Genomic DNA, 15,180 nt, shown 5'->3' with positions numbered 1-15,180 from the left:
CGGCGCGCACGGGAAGCGGAATAGCCGGGCGTGCTAGTTTTTCCGGCCGTGGCGACGACCGAGCTCATATCCGGAACCGACCGTACGCGCGCTCCGCAGGGCGGGCGGCCCGTCCCGTTGCCGTCGTTGACCGGTTTGCGGTGGACCGCCGCGTTGATGGTGTTCCTGTATCACGTGCACATCGTGGAGTACTTCGGCGGCCGCTCCAACGACCTCGTCACCTTCGCCTTCGGGGCCGGCAGCAGCGGGGTGTCGTTCTTCTTCGTCCTCTCCGGGTTCGTCCTCGCGTGGTCCAGTGCCACCGCGCCGACCGGGTGGCGGATCCTGACGTTCTACCGGCGCCGGTTCGCGCGGGTGTACCCGCTGCACCTGGTCACCGCCGGGTTCGCGCTGGTGATGGGCGTCGTCTTCGCGCCCGACACCCGGCAGGGGGCGGGGCCGCTCGCGGCGAACCTGGGGCTCGTGCAGTCCTGGGTGCTGGAGATCCCGTACTTCCAGGGGCTCAACCCGGTCAGCTGGTCCCTGGCCTGCGAGGCGTTCTTCTACCTCTGCTTCCCGTTGCTGCTGTGGCCGCTGCGCCGCCTCGGGCCGCGCTGGGCCTGGCCCGTCGCGGGGCTCGCGCTGGCCGCGGTGGTGGCCGTGCCGACCGTCTGGGCGCTGACCGGTGTTCCCGACGGCACGGTCTGGTCCCGGTACTTCTTCCCGCTGGTGCGCCTCCCCGAGTTCGTGCTCGGCATCGCCGTCGCCGAACTGGTGCGCTCCGGGCGCTGGCGCGGCCCGGGCCTGACCGTCTCCCTCGCGCTGGCCATGGGCGGCTACTTCCTCAGCTACCAGGCCGACTACGCCTACCGCTCCGTCGCTTGCACCGTCGTCGGCTTCACCTGCCTGATCGCCGCCGCCGCGCGGGCCGACCTGGCGGGGGAGCCCTCGCCCTGGCGGGGCCGGCTCAGCGTCCGGCTGGGCGAGGTCTCCTTCGCGTTCTACATGGTCCACATCCTGGTGATCCGGACCGGCGAGCACCTCTTCGGCGGGCACCCCAAGCTCCCCATGTGGAACGGCGGCCTCCTGGCGCTCGCGGCCGCCTTCTCGGTGTCGCTCGCCCTTGCCTGGGCCCTGCACAGCTGGGTGGAGGTTCCCGGGCGGCGGCTGCTGCTCAGGGCGTGGCGAGGAACGAGCGCAGCGAGGCCGTGAGGGCCGCGACGAAGGAATCGCGGGTGCGGGGCGGGAGCAGGTCCAGGGAGAGGTAGGGGTTCAGGTCCTCCAGTTCGACCAGGAGGAGGTCGCCGGAGGGGGCGCGGCAGGCGTCGACGCGCTGGATGCCGTGCGCGAGGGTGTTCCACTCCACGAAGCGGCGCGCGAACACCAGGTCCGCCTCCGTGGGCTCGTACGGGGCCAGCTCCCAGCGGCGCTCCGGGTCGGGTGCGTAGAGGGCGTACTGGAAGGCGTCGTCCACGAAGTAGAAGGACACCTCGTACGCGAAGTCGATCCGCGGCTGGATCAGCACCTCCCCGGGCGTCCCGGCCGGCTCGGCGGTGAAGGTCAGGCCGATGGAGTCGGCGCCCTGCTTGGGCTTGACGGCGTACGCGGGGACGCGCGGCAGCAGGCGCAGGTCGGCCGGGTCGTCGACGGTCGGGATGACCGGGAACCCGGCGGCGGTCAGGTCGAGCAGGTACTGCTTCCCGGCCATGTCGCCGCGCCCGGTGAGCGGGTTGTAGACGCGGGTCCCGGCGGCGAGCGCGGCGGCGCGGAAGGCGTCGTACGCCTCCTGGTAGTGCAGGACCGGGCCGCTGTTGCGGACGATCACCGCGTCGAAGCCGGGCAGCAGGGCCGCCGCGTCCAGCGGGTGGCACAGGGCCAGGGGGAAGTGCTCGCGGAGCCGGGCGGTGAGGAATATGTCCTCGTCGCCGTAGCGGCGCCCGCGCGCCGGGTAGGCCAGGTCGGTCACGTAGAGGAGAGGCATGGCGGCAACCTATCGCGGGCAACGATCAGCGCATGAAATACCTCGTACGGGACAAACTGCTGGCCATCGGGGACGACTACTGGATCGAGGACGAGGACGGCCGCCCCGCCTTCCTGGTCGACGGGAAGGCGCTGCGCTTCCGGGACACCCTGGAGCTGAAGGACCGCGACGGCCGGATCCTGATCACCCTGCGGGCGAAGCTGTTCGCCCTGCGCGACGCGATGACGCTGGAGCGGGACGAGCGGCGGCTCGCGGTGATCCGCCGCAAGCGGCTGTCCCTGCTGCGCAACCACTTCCGCGTCACGCTGGCCGACGGCGACACGGAACTCGACGTCAGCGGGCGGATCCTGGACCGCGAGTTCCGGGTCGAGTACGAGGGCGAGCTGCTCGCGCTGATCTCCCGCCAGTGGTACCGGGTCCGTGAGACGTACGCCGTCGATGTGGTCCGCGAGGACGCCGACCCGGCGCTGCTGATCGCGGTCGCGGTGTGCGTGATCCGGATGGCCGAGAAGGAGCGGGAGGGGGACGGGGAGGGGGAGTAGGGCTCCGGGTCAGGGGCGGCGGCCGTGCGGGCCGTCGTGGTGGGCGCGGGCGGTGAGCTGGCCCTGCACGTAGGGGTCGGACTCGGGGGCGTAGGGCCCGCCGTGGTCCACGAGGTGCTCCTCGATGCGCTCCCACTCCGCCACGACGGCCGGAGCCGCCCCGGCGCGGCGGGCGGCCTCCAGGGCGTGTTCGGCCTCGTGGTGGGCCATGCCGGTGGCCTCGGCGCGCACCCGGTCGCGCGCCGCGCACTCGCCGGGCGCGGGGTCGTGCGGCTCGGCGGCGGCCTCGACTGCGGCTTCGGTGGCTCCGCCGCCGTCGGCATCGGTGGCGTCGGCCCCGGCGGCTTCGGCGGCTTCGGCGGTGCCTGTCGCGACTTCGCTGCGCTGGCTCATGGCCGTGTCCTGCCCCGTCCGCGCCGGATCATGAGCCGGTGTCCGCTGCCCCGCCCGGGGTGCGCAGGCCCAGCACCCGGTCCTTCAGCGCCGGGAACTGCTCCCGCGTCGCCGCCACCTTCGCCGGGTCCAGATCCACCGTCAGGACGCCCTCCCCCGGCCCCGCCTCCGCGAGCACCTCGCCCCACGGGTCGACCACCAGGCTGTGCCCGGACTGCTCGACGCCCGCGTGCGTGCCGGCCAGCGCGCAGGCGAGTACGTACGACTGGTCCTCGACGGCCCGCGCCCGGTTCAGCAGGGTCCAGTGGGCCCGCCGCCGGGCCGGCCAGCCCGCCGAGACGACCAGGGTGGTGGCGCCCGCGTCGACCAGGCCCCGGAACAGCTCGGGGAAGCGCAGGTCGTAGCAGGTGGCCAGGCCCAGGGTCTGCTCCGGCAGGGCCACCGTCGTCAGCGAGTCCCCGGCCGACATCAGCACCGCCTCGCCCTCGTCGAAGCCGAACCGGTGGACCTTGCGGTAGGTCGCGGCGAGCTCGCCCGCCGGGTTCAGCACGAGCGCGGTGTTGTAGAGCGAGCCGTCCCCGGCGCGCTCGACGACCGAGCCGGCGTGCAGCCAGACCCCGGCGTCGCGAGCGGCCTTGGACATGGCCGCGTACGTGGGGCCGTCCAGCGGTTCGGCCTCGGTCTCGAACCGCTCGTAGGCGAACGCCCCGACCGTCCACAGCTCGGGCAGCACGACGAGGTCGCTGTCCCCCTGGTCCCGTACGAGTTCGGCCGCGCGCGAGCGCCGGGCCGCCACCGACTCCCCGTCGTCCACCGCGATTTGGATCAGAGAAGCGCGCACAGTACCACCGTCCTGGCTCATCGGCCGTCAACTCGGGCCTACGATCGTCACACGAAAGCGCTGCCGGGGTGCTCATCGGCAGCGTAGTTTTGGGAATAGTCCACAACGCGCCACTGAAACTGCACGCGAGGGGTCCCGTTGACCGTCCATCCCAGCCTTGAGCCCTATGCCGACGCGTGGACGCATTCCATCGAGGCGATAACCGAGCTGGTCCTCCCGCTGGCCGAAAGCGAGTGGAACCGGGCGACTCCCTGCCCCGGATGGTCCGTCCGGGACGTCGTGTCCCACATCATCGGCATCGAATGCGAGCAGCTCGGGGACCCCCGGCCGATCCACACGCTCCCCCGCGACCTGCGGCACGTGGTCGACGAGTTCACCCGGTACATGGAGGTGCAGGTCGACGTCCGACGCCACCACACCGCCCCGGAGATGACCTCCGAGCTGGAGTACACGGTCATCCGGCGGCAGCGTCAGCTCCGCAACGAGAAGCGGGATCCGGCCACCCTGGTGCGGGGGCCGCTGGGCCAACAGGTGACGCTGGAGTTCGCGCTGCGGCTGCGCGCGTTCGACGTGTGGATCCACGAGCAGGACCTGCGGGCGGCGCTGGGCGTACCCGGCAACTGGGACTCGCCGGGCGCGTACGTGGCGCGGGACATCCTGCTGGCCGGACTGCCCAAGGTGGTCGCGAAGGGCGCTGGCGCGCCGCCGAACTCGGCGGTGGTCCTGGACGTGCACGGGCAGCTGGAGTTCATGCGGACCGTACGCGTCGATGCGACGGGCCGGGCCACCCTGGACGAGACGCCCTCGCTGGGCCCCGCCGTGACGCTCACCCTGGACTGGGAGACGTACGTACGGCTCGCCGCGGGCCGGGTGCGGCCGCGGGCGGTGGCCGACCGGGTGAAGACGGAGGGCGACCCGGAGCTGGCCGACGCGATCCTGGCGGCCTTCGCGGTGACTCCGTAGCCCCGGACGCCGCCGCCCGCCCTCAGATCCCCGAGACCCCGGCCGGGCTGGAGGGCGCCGGGCAGGCCGGCCGCACCGGCGCGGGGACGGCGCGCTCCCGTTCGCGGGCCAGGGCCCGGCCGCGCAGCCGCAGGATCTGGGCCACGCCGAGGGCCTCCAGCACGAAGACCGACGAGAAGGCGACGCGGTAGTCGTCGCCGGTGGCGTCGAGCAGCACGCCCACCGCCAGCAGGGTCGTCATCGAGGCGAGGAAACCACCCATGTTGGTGATGCCGGAGGCGGTGCCCTGACGCTCGGCGGGGTTGGCGGGCCGGGCGAAGTCGAATCCGATCATCGAGGCCGGTCCGCAGGTGCCGAGGACCACGCACAGGGTGACCAGCAGCCACATCGGCGCCCGGCCCCCGGGGCTCGCGAGGACGGCGCCCCACAGCGTGGCGGTGACCCCCACGGTGGTGAGGGCGAGCGGGATCCGGGCGCCCTGACGGCGGCCGACGAGCTGCCCGTAGAGCAGCCCGAACCCCATGTTGGCGGCGACCACCAGGGTCATCAGCCCGCCCGCGGTGGTCCGGGACAGACCCTGGGCCTCCACGAGGAACGGCATCCCCCACAGCAGCAGGAAGACCATCGCGGGGAACTGGGTGGTGAAGTGCACCCACAGCCCCAGCTTCGTGCCGGGCTCCCGCCAGGAGTCGGCGATATGACGGCGTACGAAGCCCCCCGCGGCGGGCCCGGTGGCGGGCGCCGGCCCGTGGCCCTCGGGGTGGTCCCGCAGGAACAGCACCAGCGGCACCAGCACCGCCAGCCCGGCCACCGCGCTGCCCGCGAAGGCGGGCACCCAGCCGAGGCCGTGCAGGACGGGGGCGAGCACCAGGGTGGAGACGAGGTTGCCCGCCATCCCCACCAGCCCGGCCAGCTGCGCCATCAGCGGCCCGCGCCGGGCGGGGAACCAGCGGGTGCCCAGCCGCAGCACGGAGATGAAGGTCATGGCGTCGCCGCAGCCCAGCAGGGCGCGGGCGGCCAGCGCCGTCCCGTACGACGGGGCCAGCGCGAAGCCGAGCTGCCCGGCGGTGAAGAGCACGGCGCCCAGCGTCAGCACCTTCTTGGTGCCGAGCCGGTCCACCATCAGGCCGACGGGTATCTGCATCCCCGCGTAGACCAGCAGTTGGAGCAGGGAGAAGGTGGACAGCGCGGAGGCGCTGACGTGGAAGCGGTCGGCGGCGTCGAGTCCGGCCACGCCCAGGCTGGTACGGAAGATCACGGCGACGAAGTAGACGGCGACGCCGATCGACCAGACGGCCACGGCCCGGCGCCCGCCGGGCGGATCCTTGACGAGTCCGTTCACCGGCCGGACCCCCGCACCAGCGCCTCGACCCGCCCGATGTGCGCCCGTACGGCGGCGGCGGCGCCCTCCGCGTCCCCGGCGCGCAGCGCGTCCAGGATCTCGGCGTGTTCGGCGATGCTGCGCTCGATCCGGTCGGGGTGGGCGTGCAGCAGGGCCACGCCCATCCGCAACTGCCGGTCGCGCAGCTGGTCGTAGAGGCGGCACAGGATCTGGTTGCCGGCGCCGCGCACGATCTCCGCGTGGAAGGCCCGGTCGGCGGCCATCACGGCGGGCAGGTCCCCGGCGGCGGCGCGCAGCCGGTGCTCCGCGACCAGCGCGGCCAGCCGGTCCAGCAGGCCGGGCGGGGCGGGCACGGCCGCGCGTACGGTGAACTCCTCGACCAGCAGCCGGGTTTCGAGCACGTCGGCGATCTCCTGCGCGGAGACCGGCAGCACCAGCGCGCCCTTCTTCGGGTACAGCTTCAGCAGCCCCTCGGTCTCCAGCCGCAGCAGCGCCTCGCGCACGGGCGTACGGGAGACCCCGACGGCCTCGGCGAGTTCGCCCTCGGTGAGCAGCACCCCGCCCTCGTACCGGCGCTCCAGCACGCCTTCCTTGACGTGGCGGTAGACGCGGTCGGCGGCGGGCGGTGGCTTCAGGGGGGCGGACATGCGCACAGGATAGATACATGTGGGGGCCACGGGTATCGCCGTCCATCATCCGGACAACGGTCAGGCCGTTACGCCGTCACTCCGGGCTCGACAGTCCCACCGGCCCCACCGGGCCGATCTCCGCCCCCTCGTGCCAGCCCGCCGCGTCCCGCCAGTAGTGCTGGAGCAGCCGGTCCGTGCGCAGGACGACGACCTCCAGGTTGAACCCGAAGCTGCCCTGGAGCATCCCGGTGACGGTGAGCACGTCGTGCCCGAACACCGCGCCGCGCCGCCAGGCGGCGCCCGCCGCGTTCCCGCGCCACCAGTGCTCGACGCGGCCGTCGGCGCGGGCCGCGCACAGTTCGTAGTTCCCGGCGGTGTCCTCGTCCGCCGCCCCGTACTGGCCCTCGATCATGCAGGGGGCGGAGGTGATGGCGTCGCCGAAGACCTCGCCGGGGCGCCAGACGAAACCGTTCGGGTCGTCGCGCCACCACAGCTGCATCGTGCCGTCGGTGCGGGCCGCCACCAGGTCCAGGTGACGGCCGCGGGTCTGCACCAGGGCGGGCCCGTAGTGGGCGATGCCGGAGGCGAAGCGGCCGCCGTCGTGCCAGGTCCAGGGCGCGCCGTTGATCCGCCACCAGTGCCCCAGGCGGCCGTCGGCGGTGCGCACGACCACCTCGAAGTTGCCCGGCTTGCCGTAGTCGCTCTGGATGAACGCCGGGGTCGAGCCGATCGCCGCGTCGCCCGGGCCGAAGGCGCCGCCGTCGCGCCAGACGCCGACGGCCTGCTCGTAGTACCAGTGGCGCAGCCGGCCACCGGTGGTGACGTGCAGGGACTCCATGTTCCGGTTGTAGGTGGAGCCGGTGAAGGCGGGCTGGCCGGAGGCGTCCTGGGCGAAGGCCGCCGCCCGGGTCCAGCGGAAGGGGGCGTCGCCCTCGCGCCACCAGTGCCGCAGCCGGCCGCCGCCCGCCGTCGCGGCGAGCTCGAAGTTGCGGTGGGCCCGGCCGTTGCCGCTCTCGTAGACGTTGCCCGCGTGCAGGCGCCGCTTGCTCCAGGGGTCGATGTTGGTGCCGAGCAGGCCGCACTTGGCCCAGTAGTCGATGTTCACCTCCCCGTACGCGATCCGGCCGTAGCCGCCGACGTGGTGGCCGGTCCCCCAGGAGTTCTTGAACAGCCAGCAGCCCGCCGCGTCGTCGTAGCCGACGACCAGCACGCACTGGCCGCCCACGAGCCGGCCGCCGGTGTGGTGGTAGACGCCGGAGCCGAGCCCGAAGAAGTCCTCGTAGACGTCGAAGCAGGCGGTCAGCGGGCCGACCGTGTCCAGCCAGGCCTTCTGCTGCGCCACGTCCCCGAGGCGTACGTAGCCGGGGATCCGGACGGTCCGCCCGGAGCGGTCCCAGCTGGGCGTGTACTCGGCGCGCCAGGCCTCGCGCCGCTCGGCGGGCAGGCCGGGGGGCGGGGTGCCGTACGGCCAGCAGCCGGGATCGGCGAGGCCGCCGTTGTCCTGGATCCAGTCCAGCGCGGTCTCCGGGTTGCCGCCCGTCCCGCAGGCGGACTTCAGCCCGTCGTGGACGTCCCCCTCGGAGCGCTCCGCCCATACGCAGTGCTCGATGCGGGCCATCGACTCGACGAGGCCGGCGGCGGCGAAGACCCAGCCGGAGGCACAGGGGTTCTGGTCCTTCACCCGGGTGAGCCAGGACCGCCCCCAGCGGCTACGCCAGTCCACTGCCGTGGGGCGGGGGGTGGGGGAGCGGTACGGGGGGCTGGCCGGGGGACCGTACGAGGTGCCGCCCGGGGGGCCACCCGGCGGGCCACCCGGGGAGCCGTACGGGGGGCCGCCCCGCGGGCCACCCAGGGGGCCGCCCGGGGAGCCGCCCAGGGGGCCGTTTAGGGGGCCACCCGGGGTGCCGTCCGGGGTTCCGGTGAGCAGGCCGTGCGCGGCGCGGCGGCGGGTCAGGTGCGGGTTGCCGCTCGGGTGGCCGGCCAGCGCCCGCAGGTCCACCGTCCCCGCCTCGGCGGCGGGCGTCAGGTTCACCCCCGGCTCCAGGCCGAGCGCGGGGCGGGGCAGGGGGTCGTCGTCGGCCAGGTGCTCGCTCACCGACCACCGCGCCCCGTACGCCACGAGCCGCGCCCGCAACTCCCCCGCCGTCTGGACAGACTCCCCCGGCATACCGCCCCCCAGCCGTCACCGCCCGGTCCCCAGCCCCGGGAGCGTCTCCCCGGCGCCTGCCCCCGTCAAGGGAGTCCGCGCGGGCGCACGGGGGCACGGACGTCGTACGGAACGGGAAGGAACGAGGGGCGCGTGCGACGACGGCCGGGGCGGCGACGCGGCTCCGGGCGGGGGGGGGGGGGGGGGGCAACCGCCCGGCGGGCCCGGTGCCCGGGGCTACGGCGCGGCGCCAGTCCGGGGTGGCCGCCCCCCGGCGGGGCCGGCGCCCGGCGCTACGTCGTCGGGCGAGGGCACGGCCCGACTCCCGGCCGGGGGGGCAGCCACCCGGCGCCCCGGCACCCGGAGCTACCTCGTCGGGGGGAGGGCACGGCCCGACTCCCGGCCGGGGCGGCAGCCACCCGGCGGCCACGGCGCCCGGGGCTACCTCGTCGGGGGGAGGGGGCGCGGCCCGGCCCCCGGTCGGGGTGGCAACAGCCCGGCGGCCACCGGAGGCCGGGGCTACGGTGCAGCGCGGCTGCGGGCCGGGGACGGCCGCCGGCCCGCGGCCCCGGTTACGGCGTCGGGGTGAGGGACTGGCCGCCGATGTTCGGGGCGTCGCCCAGTTGGGTGCGCCACCAGGCCGCCAGGTCGTCCGGGTTCATCGAGGCCCAGGCCGGGGTCCGCTCCACCTGGGCGCGCCCGAGTCGTCGCGCCAGGGCGACCAGGTCGCGGCCCGCCGGGCCCCGGGCCGACTGGTAGCCGTCCACCAGCTCCTCCCAGGACCCCGCGCCCCGCCAGGCCGCGCCGAAGGCGGTGGCGTCCTGGAGGGCCTTGGCGGCGCCGCTGGTGTTGTGCGGGCGCACCACCGTGGCCGCGTCCCCCGCGAGCAGCAGCCGCCCGCCGCCGACCCGCTCGGTCTCCAGGTCGTAGATGGGCTGCACGAAGGTGTCCGCCGGGTCGGTCAGCGCGAGCGCCGCCCCCCAGTACGCCGGGAACTCCCGCTCCAGCAACGCCCCCAGGTGCTCCGTGAGTTCCGGGGTCAGCGCCCCCGCCGGGAAGCTGGTGGGGTCGTCGTAGCGCAGCCCGCCGCCGCGCGGCGGTGGCGCGTACAGCACCCAGTTCACCCGGGGCCCCTCCGGCCCGGGGATCCGGTAGATCACGCAGCTCCCGCCCGCGAAGCACACGGTGGTCACCGACTCGGGGTGCGCGGCGGCCGCGTCGCCGCCGAGCCCGGCGAGCCGCCCCGCGTCGAGGTTCCCGCGCCAGCACACGTACCCGGCGTAGTGCGGACGCGCCCCCGGGCAGAGCGCCTCGCGCACCACCGAGCGGTACCCGTCGGCGCCCACCACCAGGTCGTACCGCTCGGCCGCGCCCCCCGCGAGGCGGACCTCGGCGGCGCCGCCCCCGGCCCCCGCCACACGCTCGACCGTCTCCCCCGGCCGGTAGACCACGGCGTCGGGCGTCGCCGCGCGCAGCCCGCGCCACAGCAGCCCCCAGTGGTAGGAGTGGAACGGGAACGGCTGCTCCCAGATGAGCCGGCCCCCGGCCGCCCCCGGATCCCGCACCACCCACCGGCGCCGCTCCAGGCGGTGCGCCGGGATCCCCCCGGGCAGCGCCCCGGCCGCGGCCAGCTCGGTGGCCCGGTCGTCGTGGACGCACAGCCCGAGCCCCCGGTCGGCGAGCCGCCCGCGCGTGCGCTCCAGTACGACGACCCCGTCCGCCCCCGCCCGTACCGCCGCCGACGCGAACGCGCACCCCGCGATGCTCCCGCCGACGACCGCTACCGTTCCGCCCCGCATGCCCGTCTCCTGACGTTCGTGGGAAAGGTCGCCCCGGCCGGCCGAACCCCGGCGCGCGGAACACCTTAACTTCCGTAGACGGCAGCCGGGTTGAGGACCGTACGGAGGGCGTACCCACCGGCCGGCCGGCCGGTGACCACCCCACCCCCCGCAAGGGCCCCGACCGGACCGCGGCGGCTTCCGGGCGCCCCTATACAGTCGGGCCGTATGGATGGCTGGACGGCGCCGAGCGCGATCGAGAGAGAGCTGTACGGGGCCAAGGCCCGCGGGGACTGGTCCGGCTACCTGGACGCCCTCGCCCGCGCCGAACTGTTCCTCCCCCAGCAGCGCGCCGCGGTCGACGCCGACCCGACGCTGGCCCGCTTCCACCCCGCGCCCGGCGGGGCCTCCCTGGCGGTCTACACCGCGGGCATGCTCCCCGCGCCAGACCCGTACACCGTGTACCTGCGCCAGAGCCTCGCCTGGTTCGCGCACGCCTGGGACGACCGGGACCCCGCCCACCTGGCGGTGAACCCCGGCTCGCCCGCCGAGGCCTACCTCACCACCACCCCCGCCGACCGCGCCCGCTGGCAGGCGCACTGGGACGCGGCCCCATCCTGGGGCCTGGCCGAAGGCGCCGTGCACGCCCTGCACACCGGCGGACCGTTGCACGGGCCGGTCGCGCACGGCCTGGCCGTCGGCGCCCATCTGGCCGTCTCCAACGGGGAGTTCTGGAACGCCCTCGCCTACCACGGCCGCGGCTACACCCGCGAGCGCGAGCGGCTGCGTACGTGGTGGAACGTCACGGACAGCGCGGGCTGGCTGGAGACCCTGCGGCAGCTGCTGCACACCGAAGCCGTCAGCCCCGTCTGGGAGTTCGCGCTGCGCGTGCGCCGCGTCCTCGCCTCCGACTTCGCCGGGCCCGTCGACGTCGAGCACTGGCGCCACGCCGCCGAGACCAGCCTGCGCCGCAGCGCCGAACGCTCCGCCGAGCCCCAGCTCACCCCGGACGGGGTCACGGTCGCCCAGCCGCGTCCCAGCGCCGAGGTCGAGGGCGAGATCGCCGGCGTACGGCGGCTCATCGGCCGCATCGCCCGCTACGAGCAGCGCTTCCGCGCGGACGGGCTGCTCCCCCCGGACGGCTGGGTGCGCTCCGTGGAGGGCTGGGACCTCGGCCGGGCCTCGCAGATGGCCCGCTGGGGCGTCGCGACCCGCTACGGCACCCTGGAGGACGCCGAGCGGGGCGTGCTCCGCGCGGGCGCGGCCGTCCGCCAGACCTACCGCTCCTGGGCCGACTTCTCCGCCGGGTACTGCCTCGGCCGCTGCCTGCACTTCGACGAGGAGGAGTTCGGGGAGTGGTACGCCTCCTCGCTCGCCACCCACCTGACGCTGACCACCGATCCGGCCAGCCCCTGGCTGCACATCCCCTGGCGGTAGCCGGGCGCGGCTCCCGGGCTCCGGGCGGGCCCGACTTCGGGTAGTCCCCCCGCGCCGCCCCCGCCGGGTCCCGCGCGCCGGGGGCGCCAACTACCCTCACCCGCATGACGATCGCGATGAACGACACCGTCCGGCAGCTCCTCGACGCCCCGCACCCGGCCGTGCTCTCCACCCTCAACCCCGACGGCAGCCCGCAGAGTTCGGTGGTCTGGGTCAGCCGCGACGGCGACGACGTCCTGATCTCCACCGAGCGCGGCCGCCGCAAGGAGCGCAACATGGTCCGCGACGGGCGGGTCGGCCTGACCGTCTTCGACCTGGCCAACCCCTACCTCTACGTGGAGATCCGCGGCACCGCCGCCATCACCGAGGACACCGGCCGCGTGGTCGCCGCCCGCATCGCCGAGGAGTACCTGGGCCCGGGCGCCGGCAAGGAGTACCAGGACACCGGTGACGGCGCGGTACGGGTGATCGTGCGCATCACCCCGTCCAAGATCGTCGGCAACGCCGCCAAGGCCTGAGCCCCCTTCCCTGGCGACACCCCCGCCCCCTTTCCCGGCGCGGGAGGTCACCGCGTCACCCGGCGGCCGGACGCTCCAGGACGAGGCGGATCTCGGTGACCTCGTAACCGGCCCGGTCGAAGGCGGCGGCCATCGGCGCGTTGACGGTGTCGGTGGTCGCGGTGACGCGCTCGGCGCCGGCGGCGGCGTGGAAGCGGGTGATCTCCCCGAGGATCTCGTCGATCAGGCCCCGGCCGCGCAGCTCGGGGACGACGCCCAGGTACCCGACGTTGCGGTGGTACGGGGTCGCGGAGGGGATGGCCATCCCGGCCGGGGTGCCGTCGGGCAGGTGGGCCAGGCGCCACCAGGAGCGCTCGCCCGGGCAGCCGAGGTAGAAGTCGAGGTCGGCGCGGGCGAACTCCTCCTCCGTCATGGTGGCCAGCTCGCTCTGGGTGTTCAGGTCGAGGCTGCCCCGGGAGAGCCGGGCGAAGACGTCGAGGAACTCCTCGTCGGTGCCCTCCCGGAAGACGAGGCGCCCGCCGGGCGCGGGGATCCCGGCGGCCGGGGTCCACTCGTAGCGCAGGCGCTCGATCTCCCGGGTCAGGCCGGCCCGGTACGCGGCCTCCACGCGCCAGGCCACCGCCGCGCCCAGTGCCGGGTCGGCCCGCCAGCCGCGCGGCAGCGACAGGTGGTAGCCGGGGGCGTCGGCGAAGGCGGCGTGTCCGGCCTCCAGCAGCCCGGCGGCGACGGCGGCCGGGTCGGCGACGCCCGCGCGGACCTGGAGGCAGTCGAGGGCGACGGGCCGCTCGCTGTCGGCCCGGCCCCACCACAGGGCGCGGGCCAGCGGCCGCCCGTCCGCGTCCTCGGCGAACCAGGTCCACTCGGGGCGCAGCCGGTTCGCGGCGAACTCCGCGCGCACGCGGTCGGCGTCCAGGGCGGCGACGGGGCCGTCGGCGGGGTAGGCGGCGGCGCGGTCAGCGGCGGCGGCGGTGGTGGGGTCTGCGGTGGCAGCGCGGAAGAACATCCGGCGATGGTCACACGGTCAGACCTGCGCTGACCAGCGATTTCGTGGGGCTCCGGCAAAGGTGCGAGGGGCCGGTCCCGCGCGCGCCGTGCGGCGTGGGACCGGCCCCTCGGGGGTACCGCGTACCGCTACGACCAGGTGACGAGCCGGCGCGGCTGCTCCAGGACGGCCGCGATGTCGGCCAGGAAGCGGGAGCCGAGCTCGCCGTCGATCAGGCGGTGGTCGAACGACAGCGCCAGCGTGGTGACCTGACGGGGCTTCACCTTGCCCTTGTGGACCCACGGCTGGAGCTTGATCGCGCCGACCGCGAGGATCGCGGACTCGCCCGGGTTCAGGATCGGCGTACCGGTGTCGACGCCGAAGACGCCGACGTTGGTGATGGTGATCGTGCCGTTCTGCATGTCGGCCGGGGAGGTCTTGCCGTCGCGGGCCGTGGCGACCAGCTCGGACAGGGCCGTGGACAGCTCGCCGAGGGTCTTGGTGTGCGCGTCCTTGATGTTCGGCACGATCAGACCGCGCGGGGTGGCCGCCGCGATGCCCAGGTTCACGTAGTGCTTGAGCACGATCTCCTGGGCCGCCTCGTCCCACGACGCGTTGACGTCGGGGTTGCGGCGGATCGCGACGAGGACGGCCTTGGCGATCAGGAGCAGCGGGTTGATCCGCAGCCCCGCGAGGTCCGGGTCGTCCTTCAGCTCCTGGACCAGCTTCATCGTGCGGGTCACGTCGAGGGTGATGAACTCGGTGACGTGCGGCGCGGTGAAGGCGGAGCCCACCATGGCCTGGGCGGTGACCTTGCGGACGCCCTTGACCGGGATACGGGTCTCCCGCGCCGGGGCGTCGGTGACGGGCGCCGCGGCCACGGGGGCCGCCGGGGCCGGGGCCGGCGCCGCCGCGGGGGCGGGGACGGCGGCCTGCGGGGTGATCGCCGCGGCGGCCGCCGCGTGGACGTCCTCCCGGGTCACGACCCCGCCCTCGCCGGTGGGGACCACCGAGGCCAGGTCGATGCCGAGGTCCTTGGCGAGCTTGCGCACCGGGGGCTTGGCCAGGGCGCGGCCCGCGCCGGAACCGGGCACGCGGACGGCGCTGCCGTTCTGCTCCGCCGGAGCGGGGGCGGGAGCGGGGGCGGGAGCGGGGGCGGGAGCGGGGGCGGGAACGGTGGTTCCGTTCTGCGCCGGGGCCGCGGCCGGAACCGCCGCCGTGCCCGCGACCGCCTTGCGCGGGCGGCGCTTGGTGGAGGCCGTGGAAACGCCGTAGCCCACCAGTACGGGCTGCCGCGCCGCGGGCGCCGCCTCCCCGGCGGCGGCCACGGTGGCTTCCTCGGCAGCGGCGGCCGGCGCGGCGGCGACCGCGACGGCCTCCTCCGCGTCACCCCCGGAGGGACCCGTCTCGACCGAGATGATGACCTGGCCGACGTCGACCGTCACGCCCTCCTCGAAGAGCAGCGCGTGCACCACCCCGTCGAAGGGGATCGGCAGCTCCACGGCCGCCTTCGCGGTCTCGACCTCGCAGACGACCTGCCCGTCGGTGACGGTGTCACCCGGCTGGACGTACCACTTGAGGATCTCGGCCTCGGTGAGGCCCTCGCCCACGTCGGGCATCTTGAATTCGCGGATGGTCATGAACGTGGC

General features: G+C 75.1%; 14 protein-coding genes. 5 read left to right on the top strand and 9 right to left on the bottom strand.

The features are described 5' to 3' along the window. Positions 1-30: 30 nt before the first annotated feature. A complete protein-coding gene (locus ACZ6ZT_RS13815) occupies positions 31-1,191 on the top strand; it encodes an acyltransferase family protein (protein WP_469719150.1) in 1,161 nt (386 codons plus the stop codon). On the opposite strand, the gene ACZ6ZT_RS13810 is transcribed toward ACZ6ZT_RS13815, so the two are convergent. Further along, the gene (locus ACZ6ZT_RS13810) at positions 1,154-1,960 is read right to left on the bottom strand and encodes an ATP-grasp domain-containing protein (RefSeq protein WP_469719148.1); all 807 of its coding nucleotides are present in this window, start codon (positions 1,958-1,960) and stop codon (positions 1,154-1,156) included. The genes ACZ6ZT_RS13815 and ACZ6ZT_RS13810 overlap by 38 nt on opposite strands. A gap of 32 nt (positions 1,961-1,992) precedes the next feature. On the opposite strand from ACZ6ZT_RS13810, the gene ACZ6ZT_RS13805 reads away from it, so the two are divergent. After that, positions 1,993-2,502, top strand: a complete 510-nt coding sequence (locus ACZ6ZT_RS13805; protein WP_469719146.1) for an LURP-one-related/scramblase family protein — start codon at positions 1,993-1,995, stop codon at positions 2,500-2,502. Between the two features lie 9 nt (positions 2,503-2,511). Here the strand turns inward: ACZ6ZT_RS13805 and ACZ6ZT_RS13800 are convergent, their stop codons facing one another. Together ACZ6ZT_RS13800 and ACZ6ZT_RS13795 are read right to left on the bottom strand one after the other, a co-directional pair. Next, positions 2,512-2,895, bottom strand: coding sequence for a hypothetical protein (locus ACZ6ZT_RS13800; protein ID WP_469719144.1), 384 nt, complete (start codon positions 2,893-2,895; stop codon positions 2,512-2,514). A 28-nt stretch (positions 2,896-2,923) separates the two neighbouring features. Continuing rightward, positions 2,924-3,736, bottom strand: coding sequence for a carbon-nitrogen family hydrolase (locus ACZ6ZT_RS13795; protein WP_469719142.1), 813 nt, complete (start codon positions 3,734-3,736; stop codon positions 2,924-2,926). 138 nt (positions 3,737-3,874) lie between these two features. Here ACZ6ZT_RS13795 and ACZ6ZT_RS13790 point away from each other — a divergent pair, with 138 nt between their 5' ends. Further along, complete coding sequence (locus ACZ6ZT_RS13790) at positions 3,875-4,699, top strand: maleylpyruvate isomerase family mycothiol-dependent enzyme (protein ID WP_469719141.1); 825 nt, start codon at positions 3,875-3,877, stop codon at positions 4,697-4,699. A gap of 22 nt (positions 4,700-4,721) precedes the next feature. On the opposite strand, the gene ACZ6ZT_RS13785 is transcribed toward ACZ6ZT_RS13790, so the two are convergent. The 4 genes from ACZ6ZT_RS13785 to ACZ6ZT_RS13770 all read right to left on the bottom strand — a co-directional run bounded on the left by ACZ6ZT_RS13785 (position 4,722) and on the right by ACZ6ZT_RS13770 (position 10,615). Beyond that, a complete protein-coding gene (locus ACZ6ZT_RS13785; RefSeq protein WP_469719139.1) occupies positions 4,722-6,041 on the bottom strand; it encodes an MFS transporter in 1,320 nt (439 codons plus the stop codon). Then, positions 6,038-6,688, bottom strand: a complete 651-nt coding sequence (locus tag ACZ6ZT_RS13780) for a GntR family transcriptional regulator (protein ID WP_469719137.1) — start codon at positions 6,686-6,688, stop codon at positions 6,038-6,040. The genes ACZ6ZT_RS13785 and ACZ6ZT_RS13780 overlap by 4 nt, the downstream gene beginning before the upstream one ends. A gap of 76 nt (positions 6,689-6,764) precedes the next feature. Further along, positions 6,765-8,837, bottom strand: a complete 2,073-nt coding sequence (locus ACZ6ZT_RS13775) for a C1 family peptidase (protein ID WP_469719135.1) — start codon at positions 8,835-8,837, stop codon at positions 6,765-6,767. Between the two features lie 551 nt (positions 8,838-9,388). Beyond that, positions 9,389-10,615, bottom strand: a complete 1,227-nt coding sequence (locus ACZ6ZT_RS13770) for an FAD-dependent monooxygenase (RefSeq protein WP_469719133.1) — start codon at positions 10,613-10,615, stop codon at positions 9,389-9,391. Positions 10,616-10,822: 207 nt separating this feature from the next. Between ACZ6ZT_RS13770 and ACZ6ZT_RS13765 the strand changes: the two genes are divergently transcribed. After that, positions 10,823-12,031 carry a DUF1266 domain-containing protein gene (locus ACZ6ZT_RS13765; protein WP_469719131.1) on the top strand — a complete coding sequence of 403 codons (1,209 nt, stop codon included), beginning with the start codon at positions 10,823-10,825 and terminating at the stop codon, positions 12,029-12,031. A gap of 104 nt (positions 12,032-12,135) precedes the next feature. Next, positions 12,136-12,549, top strand: a complete 414-nt coding sequence (locus ACZ6ZT_RS13760) for a PPOX class F420-dependent oxidoreductase (protein ID WP_469719129.1) — start codon at positions 12,136-12,138, stop codon at positions 12,547-12,549. Between the two features lie 55 nt (positions 12,550-12,604). Here ACZ6ZT_RS13760 and ACZ6ZT_RS13755 read toward each other — a convergent pair whose 3' ends face one another. Together ACZ6ZT_RS13755 and ACZ6ZT_RS13750 are read right to left on the bottom strand one after the other, a co-directional pair. Next, entirely contained in the window at positions 12,605-13,552 is a 948-nt protein-coding gene (locus tag ACZ6ZT_RS13755; RefSeq protein ID WP_469719127.1) for a GNAT family N-acetyltransferase, read from the bottom strand. A gap of 128 nt (positions 13,553-13,680) precedes the next feature. After that, positions 13,681-15,171 (bottom strand): dihydrolipoamide acetyltransferase family protein, encoded by a 1,491-nt coding sequence (locus ACZ6ZT_RS13750; protein WP_469719124.1) that lies wholly within the window; start codon positions 15,169-15,171, stop codon positions 13,681-13,683. Positions 15,172-15,180: the final 9 nt, after the last annotated feature.

The sequence above is a fragment of the Streptomyces sp. NPDC102258 genome (assembly GCF_055584685.1).
This window is presented reverse-complemented; position numbering and strand designations above follow the sequence as displayed.